Source organism: Flavobacterium limnophilum, assembly GCF_027111315.2.
GTDB lineage: Bacteria > Bacteroidota > Bacteroidia > Flavobacteriales > Flavobacteriaceae > Flavobacterium > Flavobacterium limnophilum.
Genome location: NZ_CP114289.2, coordinates 3,424,942 through 3,439,257 on the forward strand (window position 1 = coordinate 3,424,942; position 14,316 = coordinate 3,439,257).

The 14,316-nt window shown below is 37.5% G+C and carries 14 protein-coding genes; 8 read left to right on the forward strand and 6 right to left on the reverse strand.

From position 1 onward, the window contains the following. Window positions 1-4: 4 nt before the first annotated feature. Both OZP13_RS14290 and OZP13_RS14295 read right to left on the reverse strand, forming a co-directional pair. On the reverse strand, window positions 5-982 hold the full coding sequence (locus tag OZP13_RS14290) for a ribonucleotide-diphosphate reductase subunit beta (protein WP_281297590.1): 978 nt from the start codon (window positions 980-982) through the stop codon (window positions 5-7). Between the two features lie 245 nt (window positions 983-1,227). Beyond that, window positions 1,228-1,800, reverse strand: a complete 573-nt coding sequence (locus OZP13_RS14295) for a DUF3109 family protein (RefSeq protein ID WP_281297591.1) — start codon at window positions 1,798-1,800, stop codon at window positions 1,228-1,230. Window positions 1,801-2,016: 216 nt separating this feature from the next. Between OZP13_RS14295 and OZP13_RS14300 the strand changes: the two genes are divergently transcribed. From OZP13_RS14300 to OZP13_RS14310, 3 genes are all read left to right on the forward strand, one after another. After that, the gene (locus OZP13_RS14300; RefSeq protein ID WP_281297592.1) at window positions 2,017-2,592 is read left to right on the forward strand and encodes a MarC family protein; all 576 of its coding nucleotides are present in this window, start codon (window positions 2,017-2,019) and stop codon (window positions 2,590-2,592) included. Window positions 2,593-2,717: 125 nt separating this feature from the next. Further along, complete coding sequence (locus OZP13_RS14305) at window positions 2,718-2,921, forward strand: hypothetical protein (RefSeq protein WP_269240801.1); 204 nt, start codon at window positions 2,718-2,720, stop codon at window positions 2,919-2,921. A 2-nt stretch (window positions 2,922-2,923) separates the two neighbouring features. After that, on the forward strand, window positions 2,924-3,529 hold the full coding sequence (locus tag OZP13_RS14310; RefSeq protein WP_269243716.1) for an FAD-dependent oxidoreductase: 606 nt from the start codon (window positions 2,924-2,926) through the stop codon (window positions 3,527-3,529). A gap of 36 nt (window positions 3,530-3,565) precedes the next feature. Here the strand turns inward: OZP13_RS14310 and OZP13_RS14315 are convergent, their stop codons facing one another. The 3 genes from OZP13_RS14315 to OZP13_RS14325 all read right to left on the reverse strand — a co-directional run bounded on the left by OZP13_RS14315 (window position 3,566) and on the right by OZP13_RS14325 (window position 6,260). Next, entirely contained in the window at window positions 3,566-5,140 is a 1,575-nt protein-coding gene (locus OZP13_RS14315) for a S41 family peptidase (protein WP_281297593.1), read from the reverse strand. Between the two features lie 89 nt (window positions 5,141-5,229). Then, window positions 5,230-5,658 (reverse strand): deoxycytidylate deaminase, encoded by a 429-nt coding sequence (locus tag OZP13_RS14320; protein WP_269240802.1) that lies wholly within the window; start codon window positions 5,656-5,658, stop codon window positions 5,230-5,232. A gap of 8 nt (window positions 5,659-5,666) precedes the next feature. Next, window positions 5,667-6,260: a HupE/UreJ family protein gene (locus OZP13_RS14325; protein WP_269240803.1), complete on the reverse strand. Its 594-nt coding sequence runs from the start codon at window positions 6,258-6,260 to the stop codon at window positions 5,667-5,669. A 188-nt stretch (window positions 6,261-6,448) separates the two neighbouring features. Between OZP13_RS14325 and OZP13_RS14330 the strand changes: the two genes are divergently transcribed. Then, window positions 6,449-6,883, forward strand: a complete 435-nt coding sequence (locus tag OZP13_RS14330) for a tellurite resistance TerB family protein (RefSeq protein WP_269240804.1) — start codon at window positions 6,449-6,451, stop codon at window positions 6,881-6,883. A gap of 36 nt (window positions 6,884-6,919) precedes the next feature. Here the strand turns inward: OZP13_RS14330 and fbp are convergent, their stop codons facing one another. Continuing rightward, window positions 6,920-7,939, reverse strand: a complete 1,020-nt coding sequence (fbp, locus tag OZP13_RS14335) for a class 1 fructose-bisphosphatase (RefSeq protein WP_269240805.1) — start codon at window positions 7,937-7,939, stop codon at window positions 6,920-6,922. Between the two features lie 167 nt (window positions 7,940-8,106). On the opposite strand from fbp, the gene OZP13_RS14340 reads away from it, so the two are divergent. The 4 genes from OZP13_RS14340 to OZP13_RS14355 all read left to right on the forward strand — a co-directional run bounded on the left by OZP13_RS14340 (window position 8,107) and on the right by OZP13_RS14355 (window position 14,280). Further along, window positions 8,107-8,586: a GNAT family N-acetyltransferase gene (locus OZP13_RS14340; RefSeq protein ID WP_281297594.1), complete on the forward strand. Its 480-nt coding sequence runs from the start codon at window positions 8,107-8,109 to the stop codon at window positions 8,584-8,586. A gap of 309 nt (window positions 8,587-8,895) precedes the next feature. After that, on the forward strand, window positions 8,896-10,152 hold the full coding sequence (locus OZP13_RS14345) for an aspartate kinase (protein WP_281297595.1): 1,257 nt from the start codon (window positions 8,896-8,898) through the stop codon (window positions 10,150-10,152). 162 nt (window positions 10,153-10,314) lie between these two features. Continuing rightward, window positions 10,315-13,731, forward strand: coding sequence for a DUF8818 domain-containing protein (locus OZP13_RS14350; protein ID WP_281297596.1), 3,417 nt, complete (start codon window positions 10,315-10,317; stop codon window positions 13,729-13,731). A 75-nt stretch (window positions 13,732-13,806) separates the two neighbouring features. Further along, window positions 13,807-14,280 carry a hypothetical protein gene (locus OZP13_RS14355; RefSeq protein ID WP_281297597.1) on the forward strand — a complete coding sequence of 158 codons (474 nt, stop codon included), beginning with the start codon at window positions 13,807-13,809 and terminating at the stop codon, window positions 14,278-14,280. Window positions 14,281-14,316 lie beyond the last annotated feature (36 nt).

Consider the following 14,316-nt stretch of genomic DNA (forward strand, 5'->3'; position numbering starts at 1 on the left):
TTTTTTAAAAATCAGCGTCGAAACTAATTTTTTGAGCATCTGAGTCGTTATTCATAACTCCTGCTTTTTGGTATTCGGCTACTTTCTTTTCAAAGAAATTGGTTTTTCCCTGAAGCGAAATCATATCCATAAAATCAAAGGGATTTGGTGTATTATATTCTCTTTCACAACCTAATTCCACCAATAATCTATCAGTAACAAACTCTAAATACTGAGTCATCAAGGTGGCGTTCATTCCAATCAAACTCACAGGAATAGACTCGGTGATGAATTCTCTTTCGATATTCAAGGCATCGACAATAATTTCCCGGATACGTTCTTTTGGCACTTTTTTCACTAAATGGTGGTTGTGTAAATGCACGGCAAAATCACAATGAACGCCTTCGTCACGAGAAATTAATTCGTTCGAAAAGGTCAATCCCGGCATCAAACCCCGTTTTTTCAACCAGAAAATCGAACAAAAACTTCCTGAAAAGAATATACCTTCAACGGCTGCAAAAGCAATTAATCTTTCGGCAAAAGAATCTGATTCTATCCATTTCAAAGCCCAATCCGCTTTTTTCTTGATAGCTGGAAAGACATCTATTGCTGTAAATAATTGTGTTTTTTCGGCCTCGTCTTTTACGTAAGTGTCTATCAAAAGTGAATAGGTTTCGCTATGGATGTTTTCCATCATAATCTGGAAACCGTAGAAGAATTTTGCTTCGGCATATTGTACTTCATTCACGAAATTTTCGGCCAAATTCTCGTTGACAATTCCGTCCGAAGCCGCAAAAAACGCCAAAATGTGTTTCACGAAATATTTTTCGTCTTCGCTCAACTTGTTGTTCCAATCGTTCAAATCTTGGGACAAATCTATTTCTTCTGCAGTCCAGAAACTGGCTTCCATACTTTTATAAAACTCCCAAATATCCTGATGTTTGATAGGAAAAATTACGAAACGGTTTTTGTTTTCTTGTAAGATTGGTTCGATTTGTGACATTGCGATTTTTATTTTTTGAAATTTTAAACGAATTATTACGTTTTCTTCGATTACAAAGATTGTGAATTATGACGGTTATAAAAAGTCAAACTTATCCACAATCGGCTTGAGTTTTTAACAATTGGAATGCTTTTTACGTAAACAACAAATAGCTGTATATCAAATATTTAAAAAATGTAAAAACCAGAAAACGCCCTAAAACATAGGGGTTTAAAAGAGATAAGACAGGAAATTTATTAATTGTTTTAACGTTCTCTTTTGAGTTCCTCGGCGACTTTTTCGAGTTCCAAATACCAGTCTTCGCCAAATCTGCGAATGAGTGCTTCCTTGACAAATTTATAAACCGGAACTTCCAATTCTTTGCCCAAAGAACAGGCATCGTCGCAAATGTCCCACTTGTCATAATTTACCGCGGCAAATTCCGTGAAATCCTTGACGCGAATGGGATATAAATGACAAGAAACTGGTTTTTTCCAATCGACAATTCCCTGATTGTAGGCTTGCTCGATTCCGCAGAGTGCGGTTTTGCCGTCAAAGATGACGTAAGCACAATCTTTATTGTCAATTAACGGCGTTTCAAGATCGCCATCGGTACCTTTTGTCCAAGCCCCCTGCGCTTCGATGGCGGCAATGCCTTCTTTGCGTAGAAATGGTTTTACTTTTGGATAAATGGCTTCCATAATTTTGGTTTCGGCTTCGCTCAAAGGCGCTCCAGCGTCGCCATCGACACAACATGCGCCTTTGCAAGCCGATAAATTACAAACAAATTCTTTTTCAAGAATATCTTCCGATACAATGGTTTTTCCTAGTTGAAACATTTTGCAAAGATACTTTTCAATTCTGAATTTTGAATGTTAAATTTTGAGTTTCTCACGACTTTAACATCTATCGTGTTTTATCTTTTTAGTTATGTCGAAAAACCAACAAAACCAACAACTGCTGTTTGATTATTGCGGATTATTCAAAAAAATGTTATAAATTTAATTATTCACACCTGAAATTCAATACTTTTGTTTTATCAAAAACACTAATTTATGGAACTGGATTTTAAAGAAATAGCCACTGTCAGCATGGTGCTTTTTGCGGTAATCGACATTGTGGGAACGCTACCCATTGTGGTAGACTTGAGAAATAAACACGGACATATAGAGTCTGAAAAAGCTTCGCTGGTAGCAGGTTTAATCATGATTATTTTCCTTTTTATAGGAGAAGAATTCTTGAATCTTATTGGCATTGACGTTCATTCTTTTGCCGTGGCAGGTTCCTTTGTTTTGTTCTTTTTGGCTTTGGAAATGATTCTGGGCATTCGATTGTATCGTGACGAATCTTCAGGTTCAGCTTCCATTGTGCCTATTGCTTTTCCTATAATTGCCGGAACAGGTACAATGACGACTTTATTATCCTTAAAGGCACAATACCAAACCGAAAACATTGTTGTTGCCATTGTCTTGAACATTATCGTGGTTTATGTCGTCTTGAAATTGTCGGCAAGAATTGAAAAAATGTTGGGAAAAAACGGCTTGGACGTGATCAGAAAGGCTTTTGGAGTGGTTCTTTTGGCCATTGCTGTTAAATTATTCGCCGCTAATGTTAAAGGTTTGTTTGTCTAAAATAAATTTTTATAAATTTACCCGTTATTTTTTATGAGAAGCAGTTCAAGTTTTTTTAAAACGACTACTTAACGTAAGAGTTATTAAAAATATTACCTGTTTTTTGTAAATGAAAAATTTTTTTTATGAAAGTGTTTACTAATATATTGGTTGTTTTGGCATTAGGATTAATCGTTTTTAACATCTGCCTTTTGGATTTTAAAAACCCTTTCGAAGGCAACAGTATGGTTGCATTCATTGGGATTGCCGCTTCTTTTTGCGCAATTTTAATTCTTTTGATTTTCAAGATGTCAAAGAGTATCGAGGAAAAAATGAATGATAAATTCTAATGGTGTTTGATGTCTTATTAATTGGCGGTGGCGTTTCGGGAATGTCATGTGCCCTTGTTTTAGGTTCGGCCAAAAACAAAGCCTTTGTTGCCGACAAAAAAATCGGGATTATTACGCATCAAAAAGCTTCTGCACTTCAAGAAGCCCTAATCAACAATGGTTACGGAATTAGTCCGGGTAAATTAGGCTCCGAGTTATTATCTGAAAGCATTCAGCATTTATCCGAAACCTATCCTCACATCGATCAAATTCCAGACGAAAAAGTCCTGAAAATTGAAGGCGAATATCCCGAATTTTCAGTAATCACGAACAAAAACACTTATAAATCGAAAATGATTGTTGTTGGAATTGGTGCGGCTAATACTTTTGCCATAGAAGGCTTGATGCACTATGTCGAGCCTCACCAAAAAGCACCGACTGAAAAGCAAAGAATCCAACTCAAAAACAACGACCACAAAGTAGCCGAAGGGATTTATGTTGCAGGGACATTGGCAGGTTCTAGAAGCCAAGTGGCGATTGCTGCAGGAAGTGGCGCTTCAGTTGCAACCGACATTCTTACTTTATGGAATGGAGGCAATCATACTCAGGCTCACGACAGCATAAGGTAGCTAAGACTAAATTTATCGCTATAAATTAGGTATTTACTAACCTTTTTTCAAAACCTTGTTAATCATTGCATCGTCTTTCAACACGATTTCATAATATTTGCCTTCATTGTATAATTGTCGGGCAAATTCGGCGGACAAATAGCGTTTGACCAAAGCTTTATTTTTGTCCAGTTTCAAATCCATTCCATTCTTGAAAATATATTTTTGGAATGCATTGAAATACAAATTAGTTGCATTGATTTTGGCTTTAAATTGCTCGAAAGACAAGCCTTTAAAAGTATTTCTGTCACGATCCAATTGTTCGAAAACAAAATGACCCACGAAGCCCGATTGCAATAAATAAGTTGTGTGTTCATTGCCGTGATCCACCTCCAGCGGAACAAAAATATCGGGAACAATTCCGCCACCGCCATAGACAATTCTGCCTTTTGGCGTTTTGTATTTGAGGGTTTTAGTGGTTTTTATGCTGTCTTTATTATATAATTCCCCATTTTTAAATCGCAATTCCGATTCCTTGGAGTAATCTTCATTCCCTTTTGAATACGGCTTTTGAATCGAACGTCCCGTGGGAGTGTAATATCGGGCGATAGTCAATCGCACTGCCGATCCATCGGAGAAATCCATTTCGCGTTGCACCAATCCTTTGCCAAAGGAACGGCGACCCACAATGGTTCCTCTATCGTTATCCTGGATGGCTCCCGCCAAAATCTCACTTGCCGAAGCACTATTTTCGTTAATTAAAATAACTACTTTTCCCGTTTCGAAACTTCCTTTTTTAGTGGCAAATGTTTTGTCTATCGTCCCTTTTTTGTTTTTTGTAAAGACAATGAGTTGCTTGTCTTTCAAAAATTCGTCGGCAATGGAAATGGCTTCTTCCATATAACCACCGCCATTGTCCCGAAGATCGATAACGAGTGATTTTGCTCCTTGTTTTTTTAAATTATCCAAGCCAATTTTAAACTCATTGTAAGTAGTTTCGGCAAAACGATTTATTTTTATGTAGCCTGTTGTCGCGTCCAAAAGCAAGGCTGCATCAACACTTTTTATTGGAACAATCCCTCTCTTTATTTTTATTTTGAGTTTTCTGTTTTCTGATTTTCTATAAACTGTAAGCACAATTTCAGAACCTTCTTTTCCTTTTAGTTTGGCAAACAAGCTGTCGTTTGGCAATTTGCGTCCAAACATTTTTGTCTTGTCGGCATACAGGATTCGGTCTCCCGCTTTGATTCCTGCTTTTTCAGAAGGACCATTTTCAATGGGTTTTATGATCGCCACCGAATCGTTGTACATATAAAAATTCACGCCAATTCCCACGAAATCGCCTTTCATGCTTTCGGCAACTTGCTCTTGTTCGCTTGGCGGAATATAAATGGAATGTGGATCGAGTTGTCCCAGAATATTATCAATGGTGTACTTCATGATCGAATCAGAATTCACGCTATCGACATATTCGTTGTCAATAAAATCAAGCAACTTGTTGAGTTTATTTTTCGAAATGTTTTTAACCAAAAAATGATCCTCGCCAGGAAAATTTACCCATCCGCCAACAAGGATACCAAAAGCAATGGCTGCAAAAACAAGTATTGGCAAATAGTTGGAATTTATTTTCATTTGGAAATTTTCATTGTTTTTTAACGGTCAAATGCAATTCACATACAAAACCCATGATTACATTATATTTCCGATTGTTTTCTTTTCAGCTATTCTAAAACTTCAATTTGCTCAACGATTACACCCGCTTTTGCAAGAAAATCCACTCCCGAAGTATCCCTGTATCCTATTTGATAAACGACCCTTTTTATGCCGGATTGATGTATCAATTTGCTGCATTCCTTGCAAGGCGAAAGGGTAATATATAAGGTAGCACCTTCACAAGTTTGGGTTGATCTTGCCACTTTCAGGATGGCGTTGGCTTCGGCGTGAAGCACGTACCAATTGGTCAAGCCTTCGTCATCTTCGCAACAATTTTCAAAACCCGAAGGCGTTCCGTTATAGCCATCGGAAATAATCATTCGATCCCTAACAATTATCGCTCCCACTTGCTTGCGTTTGCAGTAAGACAAAAGACTCCATTCTTTGGCAATTCGAAGATAAGCCCTGTCGTATTTATTTAATTTTTTCTTTTCCATTATAAATTTTATCTAATCCAGATTTTACTTTCGATAATCATCGGCAAAACTACGCCAATTATGAAAGACGACATTACCAATATCCAATCTCTTTTCGAAAATCGGAAGAAGGTTTGAACAATATAAGCCAGTATCAAAACCACAAAAACCACTACTATTTGAGCCGCTTCTATCCCTAACGCAAATTCAGATAACGGTAATAATTTAGATTGGGAGGAAGTGCCAAACATCGATTTAAAATAAGTGGCAAACCCCAAACCGTGAACGATTCCAAAAAACAAAGTCACGAAAAACACCACGCCGATACTTTCTTTTTTGGAAGATTTTCCCGCCGTGAAAAGGTGAAATACAGACACAATAAGAATCGTTATTGGAATTAAAAAATCGACCAAATTGCCTTTGATAATAATCACTCCAAAAACAGACAACAGCAATGCCAATGAATGTCCAATGGTAAAAATAGTCACTAAAAGCAATAATCTCGCCCAGTCTTTGAAAGCATAAGGAACCGACAATGCAATTAAAAACAAGATATGATCATAAGCGTAAGGATTAAGAATATGCCTCAAGCCTTTTTCAAAATAAATCCAAAATTCAGACATCACAAATACTTTTAAAGATTAGGGGTTGCCAAACTTACAATTTATTTTGAAATTAGTTTGAAACGAAGCCGTTAAAAGCAATACTTGTTTGATTTATTTTACTAAAATGAGTAAAAATAATAACATCCAGTATTTCTTGAAATCGAATTTTTTAGTATCTTTATATAAATCATTTAAAACTCAATATTATGTCAATAGCAGAATTATTTGATAGCGAATTCAAAAACCGTATAAAAGGACGTTTTTCAGCAGCAGTACGTGTCTTGTATGCAGATGAGGGAAAATTTGATCCCGATGAAAAAAAGTTTTTAGACAAATTAGCCGTAAAGCTTGATATTTCTGATGAAGAATATAAAGAGATTTTAAAGGATCCATTAAAATATCCTCTTAATCCTCCTTATCTACACGTAGACAGACTGCAATATTTATACAATATTTCTAGAGTAGTGCATCACGATCATCACTTGGGCGACAAACAAGAAACTCTTTTAAGAAAATTTGCCGTTGCTTTAGGTTTTAATCATAAAAATGTAGATAAAATTGTTACTAAAGCACTGATATTGGCAGACAAAAAAGTAGATTTAGATACTTTTATTGACGAAATGCAACATATAGATAATTAAAAAAAAGCTCCCAAATTGGGAGCTTTTTTGTTTGCACTAATATTTGCTTAATTTGGCCAATCGCATAAAATCTTCCGCTTTTTCGACCATATTGTAACTTCCGCAAAAGAACGGCACCCTTTCGTGCAATTCCGTGGGCTGGATTTCCATTATTCTGTTAAAACCATCCGATGCTTTTCCGCCGGCTTGTTCGACAATAAACGCCATTGGATTACATTCGTAAAGCAATCGCAATTTTCCTTTTGGCGCTTTAGTGCTGGTTGGATACAAATAAATCCCGCCTTTGATCATGTTCCTGTGAATGTCCGAAACCAAACTTCCGATGTAACGTGAAGTATAAGGTCTATCTTCCTCTTCGAGTTGGCAATATTTGATATAATCCTTCACTCCTTGCTGAAAATGAACATAATTCCCTTCATTTATGGAATAAATATTTCCGTCTTTTGGGTATTCCATATTGGGATGCGACAAGTAAAATGTTCCAATGGCAGGATTCAGCGTAAATCCGTTTACCCCGTGACCAGTGGTATAAACCAACATAGTTGATGTGCCATAAATAACATACCCCGCCGCGACTTGGTTGATTCCGGGTTGCAGAAAATCTTCAATGGTTACCGGAGTTCCTATTGGGGTAATTCTCCTGAAAACCGAAAAAATGGTTCCTACCGAAACATTGACGTCAATATTTGACGAACCGTCTAGCGGATCCATCAAAACCACGTATTTGTTGTTGTGACTGCTGTCGCTGCCTTCAACCGTAATAAAATCATCGTTTTCTTCGGAGGCAATACCGCAAACAATCTCGCGATTAATCAAGGTTTGGATAAAAACTTCGTTGGCGTAAACATCAAGCTTTTGTTGGTCTTCGCCTTGAATATTTTGCTCACCTGCAGCACCAACAATATCAACCAAACCGGCTTTGTTTACTTTGTAATTGACGACCTTTGCGGCCAATCTGATTGAATTGATAATTCGGGATAATTCGCCTGACGAATATTGAAAGGCATTTTGGTTTTCGATGATGAATTCACCTAAGGTCTTGTTGCGTTCTTCCATTATGAAATCGTTGTAGTTGGTTTGAAGTCACAAATATCGTTTTTTTTGTGAAAATGAATGTATCTTATCCAAATCGTTTATCAGAATCGTATATTTGCTACTTAATTTTATAACATTTTGTTTGTAAAATTTATCTTTACACAAAAAACAACGTCTATTTAGAAATTATGAACATCAGAAAAGGCAAACCAGAAGACATGGAGGCTGTTTTAGGTCTCATCCAAGAATTGGCAGATTTTGAAAAAGAATCTAATGCCGTTGTTGTAACCGTGGAAGATTTAGTTCGTGATGGCTTTGGATCTTTACCATTATTTGATGTTTTTGTTGCCGAAGTGGAATTGGAAATTGTAGGAATCGCTTTGTACTACTACCGATATTCGACTTGGAAAGGAAAAACCATCCACTTGGAAGATTTGATAGTCAAAGAGAAAATGCGCGGCACAGGATTGGGTTATGCGCTATATTCGGAAGTGATTAAACACGGAAAAAAAGACAAGGTTCGAAGAATTGAATGGAATGTACTCGATTGGAACAGGCCGGCGGTAGAATTCTATGAAAAATCAGGGGCCAGAATTCTCGACGAATGGAGAGTGGTGCAAATGGACGAAGCAGCAATCAACTATTTTGTTGAAAACAAGTTAAAATAAAAATCCTCACCCCAGCCCTCTCCAAAGGAGAGGGAGCCGAAACTGGAAAATTATAAAGGTTTATAATTGACACATTTTATGGTGATTGGAATTACGAGAGTGCGTGAGGGATAGCAGCTAGCTACCGAAGTAGCGCGGATAGCCCGACCGCTTGTGTGAAAGGGGGCAACTAACCGGTTGCGAGAGTGCCCCCTTTTGCACAAGTGGTCACGCCCAAAGAAGGAGTAAGAAAAATAAAAAACATATAACAAATCGATTTCAAATTTCAACTGTTAGTCTGAAATCTGGAATCTGAAATCTGAATTTAACATGAGAGTATTCAAATTTGGTGGTGCATCGGTGAAAGATGCCGCAGGAATTAAAAACGTGTACAGCGTTTTGCAAACAGCAGGTTACGAAGATGTATTATTGGTGGTTTCCGCCATGGGAAAAACCACGAATGCCTTGGAATTGGTCATCAAAAACTATTTCGACAAATCGGCAGAATTGCAATCATCGGTTCAAGAAGTAAAAAAATACCACAACGAAATCCTGTTGGATTTATTCGAAGACGAGAGCAATCCAGTTTTTACTGCCGTAAACATGCAGTTTTCGGATTTGGAATATTTCTTGGCACACAACAAATCGCCGAATTATAATTTTGTTTACGACCAAATCGTGAGTTATGGCGAATTGATTTCGACCACCATTCTAAGTCATTTCATGAGCCACATGGGTATCAAAACACAATGGCTTGATGTGAGAAACTTCGTGAAAACCAATTCAAACTACAGAGATGCCGAAGTGGATTGGGAATTGACCCAGAAAAACATTTCCAAAAACGTAAAAGGAAAAATATTGAACATCACTCAAGGATTCTTGGGGTCGGACGAAAATAATTTCACCACAACACTTGGTCGTGAAGGCTCCGATTATACTGCAGCAATTTTTGCCTATTGCTTGAATGCCGAAAGCGTAACCATCTGGAAAGATGTACCGGGAGTGATGAATGCCGATCCAAGATATTTTGAAAACGCCAGTTTGTTGAACCAAATTTCGTACCGTGAAGCCATCGAATTGGCGTTTTACGGAGCAACCGTTATTCACCCAAAAACATTGCAACCTTTACAGAAAAAAGAAATTCCTTTGTATGTAAAATCGTTTATAAACCCATTGTTGCCCGGAACAAGCGTTGCCAAAGGCGCCGATTTAGAGCCTTACATGCCTTGTTTTATTGTCAAAAGAAACCAATTGTTGATTTCGCTTTCGTCAATAGATTTCTCTTTCATCATGGAAGAAAACATCAGCGAGATTTTTGCCTTGTTTCACCAATTCAAACTAAAAGTAAACTTGATACAGAATTCTGCCATTAGTTTTTCAGTTTGTGTTGAGGATAAATTTGGCAACTTCAAGGATTTGAATGCTATCTTGTCCAAAAAATTCAAGGTTGATTTTACCGAAAACGTGACGTTATACACCATTCGCCATTTCGACGAAAAAGCGGCACAAACCGTTGAGGAAAACAAAACGGTTATCTTGAAACAAGTAAGCCGTGAAACGATGCAAATTGTGACGAAAGAAAGCTAGAAAATCCTCACCCCGACCCTCTCCAAAGGAAAGGGAGACGAAACCGAAAATAATTTTACCGCAAATTCGCAGATTTTAAAATTTGTGGATTTGCGGTTTTTTTTGTCATTACATTTTCCCAATTATAAATACTACTTTTGATACTTTCGAGTTTAAGTATTTATGTTAAAAAACATCCTGATTTTATTGGCAATAATCTGCTTTTCTGGGCTTCAAGCGCAGGAAGTGAATTCGTCGTACAAAATCAAAAAAATTCCCTTCACTCGCGATACGATTCATCTCGAAAACACAAGCATCAATTCGAGCAATTTTAAATTGCTCGACGCCAATGAAAAGCCCATTGACTCTACTTTTTACAAAATAAATTTTGGAAAAGGAACACTGATTTTAAACGAAAATTTCCCTGCAAGCTCGGATTCATTAACGGTTCATTACCTGAAACTTCCCGAAATGCTGACCAAGGAATATCGCATTTATGACGACAGCAAAGTGGTCAGCAACGAAGCGGCCGCAGGAAGTTTATACAAAATTGAAGAAGAAAGTCTCCAGAAAAAAAACACTCCGTTTGAAGGACTCAACACTTCGGGAAGTATTACGCGTGGCGTGACTGTCGGCAACAATCAAAATTCGGTTTTAAATTCCAATCTCGATTTGCAAATCACGGGAAAACTTTCCGATAAAGTGAGTTTGCGGGCTTCCTTGCAAGACAACAACATTCCCTTGCAAGACGGCGGCTATTCACAAAAACTGGATCAATTCGACAATGTTTTTATGGAACTTTTCAGCGAAAAATGGAACATTCGAGCCGGCGATGTTTTCCTGGAAAACCATAAAACCCAATTCCTGAATTTCAACAAAAAAGCACAAGGAATAGCAGCCAGTTTCGACTTTGGAGACGAAGACAACAAGACCAATGTTTTTGCCTCGGCGGCCTTGGTCAAGGGGCAATATGCCAAGAGCGATTTTGTGGGTCAGGAAGGCAATCAGGGGCCATATAAATTGATTGGACAAAACGGAGAATTGTATGTTTTGGTCATTTCGGGTTCGGAACGAGTTTATGTAAACGGAATCCTTTTGAAACGGGGCGAAAACAACGATTACACCATCGATTACAATGCGGGAGAAATTATATTCACGCCGCTTTTTACCATCACTTCCGAAATGCGAATTGCCGTCGAATACCAATATTCCAACCAAAATTACACCCGACTCGTTACTTACGTTGGCGGAAGCCAAGAAACCAAAAAATGGAGTTTTGGCAGTTATCTGTATTCCGAAAATGATTTGAAAAACCAACCTTTGCAACAAAGTCTTTCGGCAGAACAGGCGCAAATTTTGGTCGATGCCGGTGACAACCAAGACTTGATGGTAGCACCTTCCGCTTATCTGGATTCCTATTCCGATAACAAAATTTTGTATAAAAAAATAGCGGCAAACACCGTCGAAGTTTTCGAATATTCTAATAATCCAGACGATGTGTTGTACAATGTCCGTTTCAGTCAAGTTGCTGCCAATAAAGGCAATTACATCCTGAAAAACAGTGCTGCCATTGGAAGGATTTATGAATATATCGAACCCGTAAATGGAATCCCACAGGGAAATTACGAACCGGTTATTCAATTGGTTGCACCCATAAAAACCCAAGTGGCCACGTTTTTGGGAAAATACAATCCAACGGAGAAAACCGCGATCGATTTTGAAATTGGCGTAAGCAACAATGACAAAAACCTGTTTTCATCCCAAGACGACTCGAACAATGAAGGTTTGGCGACAAAAATCAATGCACGACAACGGCTTTTTTCCAAAAAATGGAACGTGGATGCTTTTGCCAATTATCAATTTATTGCCAAAGATTTCAGCTCCGTGGAACGCCTTTACAGCATTGAATTTAGCCGAGACTGGAATTTAGGAACCACTGCCATTGGCAATCAAAGTTATTTGGTTTCGGGATTGCAAATGACGTTGCCCGAAAAAGGAAACTTGGTTTACCAATTCGAAAAACTGGATTTCTCGGAGAATTTTTCCGGAAATCGTCATTTTTTGAATGCGTCCTTTAATTTGAACCATTGGAAAATTCAAAGTCTGGGAAGTTTCTTGAACAGCGACGCCACGACTTCTACATCTAAATTCTTGCGAAATCAAACCCAGGTTAAGTATCATTTCAAGAAAAACTGGGTTGGTACACGATTAAAATTGGAAGACAACCAAGAAAAAGACAAAACCACCTATCAATTTTCTGCCTTGAGCCAACGATTTACCGAGTATGGAATTTTTGCCGGTCGTGGCGACAGCACCAAGGTTTTTGTGGAATTGGGCTATTTCAAAAGAGCCAACGACAGCTTGCAAAACGGAATCGTTCAACGGGTGAACCATTCGCAAACCTTTGCCTTGCGGTCTAAATTGATTCAAACCAACAAAAGCGATTTGTCTCTTTTTGTGAATTACCGAGTTTTGGATTTTGTGGATGCGACCAAAAAGAATGAACCTTCATTGAATTCCAGAATGATTTACAACGACCGTTTTTTCAATCAATTGATTCAATCGACAACTGTATTTGAAACCAATTCTGGATCCATTCCGCAACAGGAATTTACGTATCTGGAAGTTCCAGTCGGGCAAGGCGTTTATACTTGGAATGATTACAACACAAACGGAATCCAGGAATTAGAAGAGTTTGAAGTGGCGCCATTTATCGATCAGGCAAAATATATCAGAATCTATTTGCCCAACCGAATTTACATCAAAACCCACCAAAATAAATTCTCCCAATCGATAGTTTTGAACCCAAATCAATGGCAAAATGAGGCTGGATTCAAGAAAGTGCTTTCCAATTTTTACAACCAAACTTCCTATATTATTGATCGAAAAGTGGAAAACAAAGGCGATAATTTCGACTTGAATCCTTTCAGCAAATCCGAGGAAAATGTCTTGGGATTGAACTCGAGTTTCCGAAATAGTTTGTTCTATAATAGAGGAAAACAATTGCATTCCGTGACTTATACTTATGTTCAAAACGAAAATAAAAACTTGCTTTCCATAGGTTCGCAGGAAGTTAAAAACAGTTCAAACCAGATACAATACAATCATTTGTACCGCAAAAGTTGGTTGTTTGGAATGTTTGCCAAAACCATTCAAACTGCTTTGACATCCGAAAATTATCCCGAGAAAAATTATGAAATCAAAGGCTACCAATTGGCACCAAAAATCAGTTATTTGTTTTCCAAAAGCACGAGTTGGGATTTGTTTTATGAATGGCTAAACAAGGAAAATCAAATAGGCAACTTTGAAACTTTATCGCAAAGCCGATTCGGGACTTCCTTTTCTTATGCAGGCGAGAAAAAAATTACGATGAACGGCGAAGTTTCTTTTTACCAAAACAAATTCGTTGGCAATGAATTTTCCTCGGTGGGATTCCAGATGCTTGAAGGATTGCAAACCGGACAAAACTTGACTTGGCGACTGCTTTTACAAAAAAACTTGACCAACTTTCTGGACATTAACTTGAATTATCAGGGTCGAAAAAGCGAAACCAGTCAAACCATTCATACGGGAAGCGTGCAATTGAGGGCTTATTTTTAAACAAAATTATAGTATTATTTTTTTGTACTAATTAATTTATTATTTTTATTCTTCAAACTTAAAAATCAATCCATTATGAAAAAATTAGCATTACTGTGTTTCCTTTTAGTTTTCTCTAATAGCTTTTATGCTCAAGAAACCAAAGAAAAAAAAGAACCTGCAAAAAAAGAAACTACCAAAAAGAAATCGGGTTATGATTATGACAAAGACGTCACTGTAAAATCTACTAAAAAAGAGGCAACTTCTAAATCCACTACCACAAAAGAAACGGCCAAGAAAGAAACGGCCAAAACAAAATCAGGTTATGATTACGACAAAAAAACGAACAAATCAGATATAAACAAGGTTGACGCCAAAATAAAAGACGAAAAATACACCAAAGGCACTTCGAGCAAGAAAGCGCCAACGTTGAAAGAATCGAACGAAAAAGCTCCAAAAACTCCAGATAAAGTTACTGGCGAATACAAGGGCAAAAAAGTATATACCGGTTCAAGAGGCGGTAAATATTACATTAACAAAAACGGAAACAAAACCTATATCCAGGACTAATATTTTCCAAAAAAAATCAAAAAAAAGAGGCTGTTC